The following is a 10,128-nucleotide window of genomic DNA, read 5'->3' as shown; positions in this document are numbered from 1 at the left end:
GCTTTGGAAGTGCAGCGACCGGGCAGAACTACGCTCAGCTCAGCGGGCAGGCAGGAGAAGACGTCACCGCAGTACGCGTCATCAGCGCCTCCGGAACCGTGACCGAAACCACGCTAGCCGACGGTATTTGGGGTGCTGTGTGGCTTGCTGGCAGCAACCCCGGAGAGTACAGCGCAGCTACCCTCGAATTCGACACTCCCGCGGGCACCCGCACCGTGTCCACCATTGACGTCGATGTCATCGCAGCCGACCAAAAATAGCGTTCCAGCGAGAGTCAACTGCTGTGCTGCTGGTACCAGTTCCACCGTGCATTCAAATGAATGAAAAGACTCTTTGGCCTTGATATCCGGTATTCATATCCCATTCTTAAAGGCCATGGAGGGCCGCACCCCGCCGCTGGGGCGGGGTGCGGCGGCTGGGAGGTTGCTCCGGCCGTCGGCTTGCCCGTGCTTCCCGTACCAGAAGACCTCGAACTGATCGCCCAGGGGCTTTCCAATCCGGAGATAGCCCTGAAGCACTTCCTTTCGGAGGCCACGGTGGCGGCAGAGCCCGGAGGACGCCCTCAAAAGGCGGGCACAACGGCACGCAACAGGACTGGGTCCGCGGCAGTCAAGCCGCACCGCCGCGTACCAGTGACGACGAACAGCAGATCCAATCAGAACCTGGCACCCCCTGCAGCGGGCTCGATGCAAGGACCTGCGGATCCCTGCGGGACCCGGTTGTGGTGAAGGATCCGCAGATGCGCAAGGTTGACTGTCACTGCAGAGCGCGCGGTTCCGAGTGGACCTGATGGAAAGATTCTCCGACACATACAAGATGTCTTGTGAGGTGTCGGTGACGACCGCTATGTCGGCGGCAGCGAACCAGGCCGCTTCCAGCACCTCCGTTATTGCATGGGCCCTTTGGTCATTTCCTTGTATCGACACGATCAGTTCCCCATGGATGAGACCGGCAGCAGACCGCTGTGCCCGGACTGGGCACAGTCACAGCGACACGCCCCGCGCGGCCCGCTGCGGGTCGGCCCAGTGGGCAGCGGCCCTGATGGTGAACACGGCTGTTCCGCTCACCGGCGCTGGCCGGTGGAGCCGGACGCGGTCGCCGCGGCTGCGCTCTGAATGTCGGTGCCGCGCTTCGTCAACAGTGGAGTCGGCTCAGTGCCGGGGCCCGAAGCAAACCCGTTGTTGAAGGCGGGGGTGTCTGACGGCAGAGGCACGCTACCGGCCGGCGCTGGAAGGTTTCCAGTGGTCACCGGGGCAGGGTTAGCCAGAGTCGGTACAGGTGTCGGCGCGGCAGGCGTCGGGACCGGAGCGGGCGTCGGGACCGGGACGGGGGTGGTTTCGGTGGGGGTGGGGACGGGCTGGCAGTTGGAGGTCAGGAAGGTGTTGGTGTCCAAGGTGACTTCGCCGTTGCGGGCCAGTGCTCTGCCTTCGACCACGGTTCCGGTGGTGACCGCTATCGAGGTCAGGGCCAGGATGCTGCCCTTGAAGGAGGATCCCGTACCCAGTGTTGCGGAACTGCCCACCTGCCAGAACAGGTTGAAGGCCTGGGCTCCGCCGATAAGGCTGACGCTGCTCGCACTGGCGGTGATCAAGGTCGAGGAAGCTTGAAAAATGAAGACGGCATTGGGATCTCCTGCCGCATCCAGGGTCAGGGTGCCGCTAAGGGCGATGGGGCCGGTCGAGTTGTAGACCCCGGCGCCGAGGGTCTGCCCCACCAGATCGGCCGCGAAGCTGGCCGTTGGTGCCCGACCGGCGGCATCGTTATACCCGATGACCAGGTCCGCCTGCGCCTGGAGCGCTTCGGCGTTGCCCGCATTGACCGCTCCGGTGGCGACTCCAGGCGGGAAGCCGGTGATCGCGGTGCCCGGGCTGACGCCCAGGTTGGCGTTGAGCAGGGTCGGGCCCGTGTTGGTGACGGTCTGGCCACCGAGCACGGAATAACCGCCTGCGGTCCCCAGTCCGACGGGTGCTTCCGCCGCGAAGGCGTCCGGAGGTCCGGTCAAGGTGCCCAGGAGAGCCAGGATCACGGCTCCGGAGGCCGCGGTGAGGGATGCGGCGGCGGTCCACCGCGGGAGTGTGCTTGATGCGGCGGCTCTGCGGGCGCTTGGATTCTTCATGGTGATGCCTTTCAAACGGAAGGCGCCCCAGGGCGTGATACGCCTGCTGAGTTTCCAGAGAATAATCCCGAGCCAAGTCACAATCACAAATGGGATAGTGCGGCACCGTGCGAGGGAGACAGGTCGCGGGGCCTGCGCTCAGGCTAGACCCGCAGTGCGGAGAAAAACGGGAAAAGAGAAAAGGGAAAGGGGTGGACTATTTCGCGGAGGGCGCGTTACGACGCGTGCACGCGCCGCTGCGTCTGGCCGCTTGGTTCCACCTCCCTACGCCGGCCGCCCGGCCCGCTGCTTATCGTGCAGGGCCTTTCGCCGTACCAGCGCACGATTGACGCAGGTTAAACCCCCAAGCGCAGGATTGGCGCAGGATGCCCTCCCAATCGGTGGGAAGGGTACTGACGATGTTACGTTCGCTCCACCGGTAGGAGTTCGCTCCAGCCGCGTCGTTTGGCACATAAGCCGCAGACGGAGCGGATTCTTCATCCGGAACATCCATGATGTTTCCACTCTCCATCAAAGGTCTCACGCCATGCGTACCATCTCCCGCATCTCACTTAGCGTCACCGCCTCCGCCGTCCTCGTCGGGTCCCTCGCCCTCCCGGCGTCCGCGGCCGACACCACCGCCACTGTGCAGGTGACCGCAGGGGGGCTCGGCATTTCCGCTCCGGCCGGGGCGGGGCTTTCCTCCCTTGCGCCGGGTGGCACCGCATCGGCAACCGTTGCCGGTGTCACGGTGACCGACGAACGTGCCGGCACGATCGGCTGGAACGCCGCGGTCATCATGACCAACTTCACCGGCACCACCAACACGAACGTCATCCCGGCAACTGCCGCCAGCTATGCACCGGGCGCTGCGGTAAGCACGGGAACGGCCACAGTGGCTGCGACGTCCCAAACCGACCTGTCCACGGCCAAGGCGGTCCAGACGGCAACCGGTGTGGTCGGAAACAACACCGCCACCTGGGACGCCACCCTTAGTGTCACCGCGCCGGCCAACGCGCTGGCCGACACCTACACGGCAGTCCTGACTCACTCGTTCCTGTAGGGCCAGACTGCAAACCGATCCGCTCGGGCCCTGCATCTCCGCAGGGCCCCCGCGGGTCGCCGCTTCCCTCCACCAAGACGAGGTCCCGTACGTGCGCTTCCTGATCACCGTTTCCTTGTTTCTGCTGTTGGCGTTTCTTCCGGCGCTGCCGGCTGCGGCGTCAACCGCCGGCACTACCGCAACACCCCAGGCCGAAGCCGACCTCACGTTGCGGCTGCTCGATATTCCAGCCGACACCCAGGACGACCCCAGGGCGCGCAGCTACATCATTGACAGGCTGCCGCCCGGCGCGCAGATCGAACGCCGGATCCACTTGGAAAACAACACGCCAACCGCACAGATCATCCGCCTCTACGCGGGGGCAGCGCGCATCGACGGCGGCCTCTTCGTCGGTGAGGATGCCGGAGTCCGCAACGAGCTGAGCACCTGGACAACCCTGGCCGATCCGGAGGTCTCCCTCGAACCCGGGCAGTCGCGGGAAGTCCTCACCACCATCGCGGTTCCCGTCGACGCGCCCGAAGGCGAGCAGTACGGGGCCGTCTGGGCCGAGATGCGCAGCCCCGCCGATGAAGGAGGCGTCGTACAGGCCAACCGGGTCGGCATCCGCATTTTCCTTTCCGTCGGGCCGGGCAACGGTCCGCCGGCGGATTTCGCGATCGGTTCCCTCACCACGTCCCGGGACGAGGAAGGCCGCCCGCAGCTTGGCGGCCTGGTCACTAACACCGGTGGCCGCGCCCTGGACGTCAGTGGGAGTCTCAGCCTGACCGAAGGACCTGGAGCCTTGTCCGCGGGCCCGTTCGCAGTTCAAAGCGCGACTACCATTGCCCCGGGCACAACCCACGAGGTCACGTTCATCCTGCCCAAGGACCTTCCCAATGGGCCCTGGATTGCCGGCCTCAAACTCACCAGCGGTCTGCTGGAACGCGAAGCCTCTACCCCGGTGACCTTCCCGGAGGCGGGCGCTGGAGAAACGATCACCCCGCCGCAGGCCGGAACCAATCCGTGGATTCCCCACCCCGTCCTGGCAGCGGTTCTACTCCTCGCCCTCGCCGGGACTGCACTGCTGATCCGGCGCAGGAAAAGACAGCCCCACCGGCGGCACTAACAGCACCAATGACATCAACAGCACAACCGGGCCCCGTGCCGCCGGGCACGGAGTCCGGGGGCGGGAAGTCCGTCCGAAGTGTCGGCGGGCGGCATGGGGGTACGGTCATGTGTGTAGTGTCTGGCGTCCCTGCCGCTCCAGCCTTACCGGAAGGAACAATGAAATTGGTACCGGGTGAAAGCGCGACCGAGGAAAAGAGTTCCATTGACGTGCTGACCGCGGCCCGGTCAGCGGCGGCCGATATCGCGCTGATCACCGATGCCGGGCAGGCAATCACGCATGTGTCCACTTCCTTTACTGCCATGACCGGGTATGAGCCGGCTGACCTTCTGGGCAGGAACTGCCGGGTGATGCAGGGTCCGGGCACCGATCCGGAGACGAAACGTCAGATGAGGGACCTCCTGGCCTCAAAAGAAGTTTTTGAAGGACAGGTCCTGAACTACCGCAAAGACGGGTCCGCGTTCTGGACAGCCCTGAGAATCGTTCCGGTGCGGGCCGGGACCGGCACCGAAGTTACCCATTTCGTCAGTGTCCAGCGCGACATCAGCAACAAAGTCGCGCTGTTGAAGCAGCTGCAGGATCAGGCTCTGCACGATCCGGTGACGGGCCTTCCCAACCGGACCGCGGCCGAGCAGGCCATCGATGAAGCTGTCCGGATGTCCTATGGCCAGGAGGCGACGGCGGCGATCGGCCTGATCGATCTGGATGATTTCCGCCTCATCAACAACACCTACGGGCATGCCGCCGGTGATGCGGTCCTTCGGCAGTGGTCGACCCGGGTGCTCTCCCGGCTGCGTGAGGGCGACATGCTGGCCCGGATGGGCGGGGATGAATTCATCCTGATCCTCAAAAACATTGTCCGGAACACCGTGGATGAGGACCTTCCAGAAGTACTGAACCGGCTTCACGGGGCAGTGGAGGAACCCTTCCAGGTAGCCGGGCAGCAGGTCCACATCGGCATGAGCATGGGAATCGCACTGGTTCCCCAGGACGGGACCGACAGCCGGTCGATCCTGCTCAGCGCCGACGAGGCCCTCTACCGGGTCAAGGGACGGGAGGACGGCAACCTGACCTGGTGGGAGGCCGCCGAACACCTCCTACCCCCTTTGGGTGCGGGCCCACGGGCATCCACCGGTTACGCGGACCGGGTGGGGCCGGTGGACTACCGCAGCGCTCTGGCAAGCGGAAGCGTTCTGGTTTACCTTCAGCCCGTGGTGGATCTCCGCGACGGATCCGTGGACTACTTCGAAGCCCTGGCGCGGTTGAGGCTGGCCGGAGGGCATATCGCCTCTCCAGAGGAATTCCTGCCCCATCTCGATGCCGATGATCAGCGGGAGCTGTTCACCGTGGTCCTCGATCGCGCGTTGGAGGTCATTGCCGCCTGGGACCAGGAAGGCCGCTATCTCGGCGTGTCAGTTAACCTGCCCCCGGAAATCCTGCACGACCGCACCATACCCCAACTCATCGGGGACGCTCTGAGCGCCCACGCTCTGCTGCCCGGCCGGCTCGGCCTGGAACTGCTGGAATCTCCCGACATCGACTTGGAAACCCAGCGGGTAGCGCTGCAGGAACTCTCCGCCCTGGGAGTCGGCCTGGCCATGGACGACCTCGGATCCGGACACAGCAGCCTGCAGCGCCTGTCCTCGTTTCCGTTCAGCACCATCAAACTCGACCGGGGATTGTTCCTCCATGTGTCGGACAAACCCCTAGAGACGCTCAGCATCATGGCGACACTCATGCAGATGGGCCGGGACCTCGGATTAAGTGTCGTGATCGAAGGACTGGAAGATGACAGCCTGACCGAGGCTGCGATCATCCTTGGAGCGCCCCTAGGCCAGGGGTACTACTTCGCGAAACCCCTGGCGCCGCAGGACTGCCTCCGATGGATTGACTCGTTCACCTTCGAACTGCACCTGTCCCCGATACAAACCTCCCTTGGCGCCCTGGCCTATCACTGGCAGTTTGCCCGGCTGGCCGCACCGCACCCGTTGGAACTGCAGCGCTGCCCACTGACCAGGTTCATCGATGACACCGGTGCCGCTGCTGAGGTGAAAGCTTGGCACGCACTTCAACACTCCCAGACGGGAATGCACCCGGCGTCCAGTCGGCTCCTCATCGACTGGCTCACCCACCGCATCCGCACACCACAGCCTTGATGAAGCAGCACCCCTGATACAAGCAGCGCCCGGTACGGCCGGAACGGCAGACAGCAGATACCGTCATGAGCGATTCAGTGACCGCACCTTCCTCAAGTAGGTACCGCAACCCGCAAACCTGGTTAGGAGACACGCTCCAGTTCGGCCGGGCTCTCTGATTCGGTGTCCTGCAGGAGCCGTGAGGTGAACCGGGCCAGCCGGTTGCCCTGGTGGCGGGCAGCAGCCTTTACGGCCTCGGGCATCATCACTGTGCCGTCACCGGAGGGATAGGACACACCATAGGGGTTTCCGCCAGCCGCAAAAGTTACTGACTCGGTATTGCCGGGGGGAACGATGATTGCCCCCCAGTGGTAGAAGACGTTGTTGAGCGACAGGAGGGTGGCTTCCGATCCGCCGTGCACGTTCTGGGTCGAGGTGAACGCGGTGGCGGTTTTGTCCGCCAGTTTCCCGGCCGCCCAGAGGGGGCCGGTCTGATCGATGAACTGCTTCAGCTGCGAGGAGGGCAGCCCGAACCTGGTCGGAGTGCCCAGGGCCACGCCGTCGGCCCATTCGAGGTCCTCGTTGGTGGCTTCCGGGACGGAGTGCTTGGTCGCCTCGTGGTGTTCGTTCCAGGCGTTCTGCCCGCGGATGACCTCCTCCGGCGCTAGTTCGGGTACCCGGCGCAGACGTACTTCAGCGCCTGTCTCGCGTGCACCTTCAGCGACGGCTTCGGCCAGTGCGTGCACATGACCAGTGGAACTGTAGTAAATCACGGCAATATTCGTCATGTGATTTCTCCTCGATGGTGGGAACTGATGGATACTTCGTTCTGAATCAGTGGTACTGACACTACCATCATATAGATACTTTGCGAAATGTCTATATGAGTTGTGCTGTAGCTGCTCCACAGGCTCGTCGACCTGTGTGCCGACGCGCCGGTTACGGATTAGTTGCACGATGGACTGCTGCGTGCCCGTCCGATCCCAGGTAGTCATAGTCGCTTGGGATGGGCCCCTGGTTCACGGGCAGCGTGGGTTCGTCGGATCATTCCGCCGGCCCGCAGCAGCTCGCTGTGTTCAAGTGATAAAGCTTTTGCGGTTCGCTGTTCCGAACAGCACCGCGCCGAGCAGCAGGGCGGCAGCTCCGACGGTGTAGACGAGCTCGATACTGACAGAGTCGACGAGGATTCCTCCGACCCCGGCTGCGGACGCGATGGCCACCTGGAATCCGATGAAGATGAGGGTGCCTCCTGCTTCCAGGCGGTTAGGCATCCGGTGACCTACCCAGGTGTTCATCACGAGCAGCCAGGATGAGAAGAAGAAGCCCCAGAGCAGCGCCACAACGCCGATCGCGATGATTGAGTCCGAGAACAGGATCGTTGCGATCACAGCGGCGGCGATCACGGTGGGGGTGAACACGGCGAAGAACGCGAACGCCCGATCGATGAGCATCCCGATCACGAAGTTTCCCACAAGTCCGCCGATGCCGAACACGGCGAGCAGCACCACGATCGCTGCGGCGTCGATCTCGGGGATACGCTCGAGTGCGAGCCGGATGTAGGTGTAGGCGAAGAAGTGCCCGAGCACGACCGCGATGTGTCCGAACATTCCCAGGCCGATGCCGGGCTGCCGGAGGGTGCTGATGATCAGGCGCAGGCTGGATGCCTGCTCGGCCGGGACGGTCGGTAGGAAGATGCGCAGAGCTACCGCGAGCATGATCATCAGCACGCCGGCGATGGCGAACACTGCATGCCAGTTGACGATCTCGCTGAGCATGACCCCCAACGGCACACCGGCGACCGTAGCCAGCGAGACGCCCGCGGATGTGAACATGACCCCTCTGCCAAGGTGCTGGGGCCCTGCAAGGCGCGCGGCGACGGTGATCGACATCGCCCAGAAGGCACTAAGCGCAGCGCCCAGCAGGAACCGGGCCGCCAGCACGATCAGCAGGTTCGGTGCGATAGCGACGATGAGGTTCGAAGCCGCCGCAGCGAGTGCCATCCAAATCAGCAGCGACCTGCGGTCAAGCTTCGGGAACAGGATGCTCACGGCCGGCGCGACGATCAGCCCGGCGAGGGCTGTCACAGTGACGGTCTGGCCGGCCTGTCCAGGGGTGACGCCGAGCGTGTCGGCCATTTCAGTGAGCACGCCGTTCGGGAGGAACTCGGCCGTGACGAGCAGAAAGCCCATCAGCATCAGCACGACCAGTCCGCCATAGCGGATGCTGCGAGTGGGCGTCGTCGACGGGACGGGGACAGTCGTCGTCATGGGGTACTTTCAGTTCGTGTACGTGCCGGCGTTGATTTCATCGATGAGCGTCGGACGGGTCGGGGTCCATCCGAGTTCGCGGGCGGCCCGGCCGGTCGCCTGCTGGCTGAGGAGGAGCGCTTCGCCGAAAGCCCCGAGGCGGGCGATGGTCTCAGCTGCGGTTTCCGGGGCGACGCGTCCGCCGAGTCCGCGTACGCGGCTGGCTGCTTCTCCGAGTTCCCGGGCGGTGGGGTTGTGGCCGTTTACGCCCAGGTACGTGGAGCCGTGGGGCGCTTTTTCCAAGGCAAGAATGTAGAGGGCCGCGAGGTCGTCGACGTGGACCGTGGTCCAATGCTGATTTCCCTCTCCGAGAAGGATGAGCGCCGGACCGTCACCCTCGGTGATCTCGGCGCGGCTGACCAGGTTGGGGATGCCGTGTCCGTAGCCGTAGGCGACGCCCGGCTCGATGAGGATCGATCGGATCCCGGGGGCCTGAAGCGTGGGAATGTCCATGGCATCACGCCAGGCCACGAAGCTGGGGGCACGCCGAGGGGAGGCTTCGGTGATGTCCTCACCCTGGCCGTACACCAAGATGCCGCCGGTACGGATGAAGGGCTTGCCGGTGTCTCCGAGGCCGGCGATGACGGCGTCGGTGAGGGTGCGTTCTGCGGCCGCTTTGTGCCCGTCACCGGTAGTGGCCGTGTGAATGACGGCGTCGACCTTCTGGGCAAGAGCGGTGATGAAGCCCGCATCACGCATGTCGCCAACGGCGGCGTCCACGTCCGTGCCGCGTAGGCGGTCGGCTGCGTCCTCGGTGCGGACGAGGGCGGTGACGGAGTGGCCACCCTGAATGAGGCCTTTGAGGACGGCGGAGCCGATGTAGCCGGTCGCTCCGGTAAGCAGGACGTGCATGGTGTTCCCTTCGTTTGGCAGCACCGTGGCTGCGGTGTAGTAGGGAGGGATGGCAGCGGGGCTGTCCCTCTCTCGGGTGCGCTGGCCTCAGGGGCGCTCGATCACGGCGGTGGCCTGTATCTCGATGCGCAGACCGGAGAGGACGAAGTCGATTCCTCCGAGAATGGCGGTCGGCGCGAAGTTCTCGTCCATCAGTTCGCGGCAGATGTCGATGAATTCGAACGCATCGCGGGCATCGGCCAGGTACACGGTCAGATTGACGATGTTGGCCAGGTTCGTGCCGGCGGCCTCCAGAGCCAGTCCGACGTTGCGCAGGGCCTGCCGGGCCTGGGCGCCGAACTCGGGCGAAACGATGTTGTAGTCCTTATCAACCCCGGTCTGCCCGGCGACGAACGCGAAATCGCCGGCCGTGACGCACTGCAGGTAGGCGTACTTGCGGGAGTCGCCGAGCCCGGGGACCTCGATGTTGGTTTTAGTGATCATGACCGTGCTCCGGTTCTTCGGTTGTGAACGTCTCAGCGGACAGCGGCCGGTTCGGCCAGGAGCGTCTCGGTGACGTAGGCCCGGGCCTT

General features: G+C 64.6%; 9 protein-coding genes. 4 read left to right on the top strand and 5 right to left on the bottom strand.

All coding sequences use genetic code 11. The features are described from left to right. A partial coding sequence (locus GVV77_RS17840; protein WP_159620651.1) for a hypothetical protein occupies window positions 1-260 on the top strand: 260 nt, incomplete at its 5' end. A gap of 803 nt (window positions 261-1,063) precedes the next feature. Here the strand turns inward: GVV77_RS17840 and GVV77_RS17835 are convergent. After that, window positions 1,064-2,116 (bottom strand): ice-binding family protein, encoded by a 1,053-nt coding sequence (locus tag GVV77_RS17835; RefSeq protein ID WP_159620649.1) that lies wholly within the window; start codon window positions 2,114-2,116, stop codon window positions 1,064-1,066. Between the two features lie 526 nt (window positions 2,117-2,642). Here GVV77_RS17835 and GVV77_RS17830 point away from each other — a divergent pair. The 3 genes from GVV77_RS17830 to GVV77_RS17820 all read left to right on the top strand — a co-directional run bounded on the left by GVV77_RS17830 (window position 2,643) and on the right by GVV77_RS17820 (window position 6,419). After that, complete coding sequence (locus GVV77_RS17830; RefSeq protein ID WP_159620647.1) at window positions 2,643-3,158, top strand: hypothetical protein; 516 nt, start codon at window positions 2,643-2,645, stop codon at window positions 3,156-3,158. Between the two features lie 91 nt (window positions 3,159-3,249). Beyond that, the gene (locus GVV77_RS17825) at window positions 3,250-4,263 is read left to right on the top strand and encodes a hypothetical protein (protein ID WP_159620645.1); all 1,014 of its coding nucleotides are present in this window, start codon (window positions 3,250-3,252) and stop codon (window positions 4,261-4,263) included. 158 nt (window positions 4,264-4,421) lie between these two features. Continuing rightward, window positions 4,422-6,419, top strand: a complete 1,998-nt coding sequence (locus GVV77_RS17820; RefSeq protein ID WP_159620643.1) for a putative bifunctional diguanylate cyclase/phosphodiesterase — start codon at window positions 4,422-4,424, stop codon at window positions 6,417-6,419. Window positions 6,420-6,541: 122 nt separating this feature from the next. On the opposite strand, the gene wrbA is transcribed toward GVV77_RS17820, so the two are convergent. The 4 genes from wrbA to GVV77_RS17800 all read right to left on the bottom strand — a co-directional run bounded on the left by wrbA (window position 6,542) and on the right by GVV77_RS17800 (window position 10,039). Next, entirely contained in the window at window positions 6,542-7,186 is a 645-nt protein-coding gene (wrbA, locus tag GVV77_RS17815; RefSeq protein WP_159620641.1) for an NAD(P)H:quinone oxidoreductase, read from the bottom strand. Between the two features lie 288 nt (window positions 7,187-7,474). Beyond that, window positions 7,475-8,665 (bottom strand): MFS transporter, encoded by a 1,191-nt coding sequence (locus GVV77_RS17810; RefSeq protein ID WP_159620639.1) that lies wholly within the window; start codon window positions 8,663-8,665, stop codon window positions 7,475-7,477. Between the two features lie 9 nt (window positions 8,666-8,674). Continuing rightward, on the bottom strand, window positions 8,675-9,556 hold the full coding sequence (locus tag GVV77_RS17805) for an NAD-dependent epimerase/dehydratase family protein (RefSeq protein WP_159620637.1): 882 nt from the start codon (window positions 9,554-9,556) through the stop codon (window positions 8,675-8,677). A gap of 87 nt (window positions 9,557-9,643) precedes the next feature. Then, window positions 9,644-10,039, bottom strand: coding sequence for a RidA family protein (locus GVV77_RS17800; protein ID WP_159620635.1), 396 nt, complete (start codon window positions 10,037-10,039; stop codon window positions 9,644-9,646). Window positions 10,040-10,128 lie beyond the last annotated feature (89 nt).

The sequence above is a fragment of the Arthrobacter zhaoguopingii genome, from assembly GCF_009828605.1.
GTDB classification, from domain to species: domain Bacteria; phylum Actinomycetota; class Actinomycetes; order Actinomycetales; family Micrococcaceae; genus Arthrobacter_D; species Arthrobacter_D zhaoguopingii.
This window is presented reverse-complemented; position numbering and strand designations above follow the sequence as displayed.

What these genes read in the sequence shown, in the direction of transcription:
- GVV77_RS17835 (WP_159620649.1), bottom strand. Translation starts at nt 2,116, where the DNA reads ATGAAGAATCCAAGCGCCCGCAGAGCCGCCGCATCAAGCACACTCCCG.
- GVV77_RS17830 (WP_159620647.1), top strand. Translation starts at nt 2,643, where the DNA reads ATGCGTACCATCTCCCGCATCTCACTTAGCGTCACCGCCTCCGCCGTC.
- GVV77_RS17820 (WP_159620643.1), top strand. Translation starts at nt 4,422, where the DNA reads ATGAAATTGGTACCGGGTGAAAGCGCGACCGAGGAAAAGAGTTCCATT.
- wrbA (WP_159620641.1), bottom strand. Translation starts at nt 7,186, where the DNA reads ATGACGAATATTGCCGTGATTTACTACAGTTCCACTGGTCATGTGCAC.
- GVV77_RS17810 (WP_159620639.1), bottom strand. Translation starts at nt 8,665, where the DNA reads ATGACGACGACTGTCCCCGTCCCGTCGACGACGCCCACTCGCAGCATC.
- GVV77_RS17805 (WP_159620637.1), bottom strand. Translation starts at nt 9,556, where the DNA reads ATGCACGTCCTGCTTACCGGAGCGACCGGCTACATCGGCTCCGCCGTC.
- GVV77_RS17800 (WP_159620635.1), bottom strand. Translation starts at nt 10,039, where the DNA reads ATGATCACTAAAACCAACATCGAGGTCCCCGGGCTCGGCGACTCCCGC.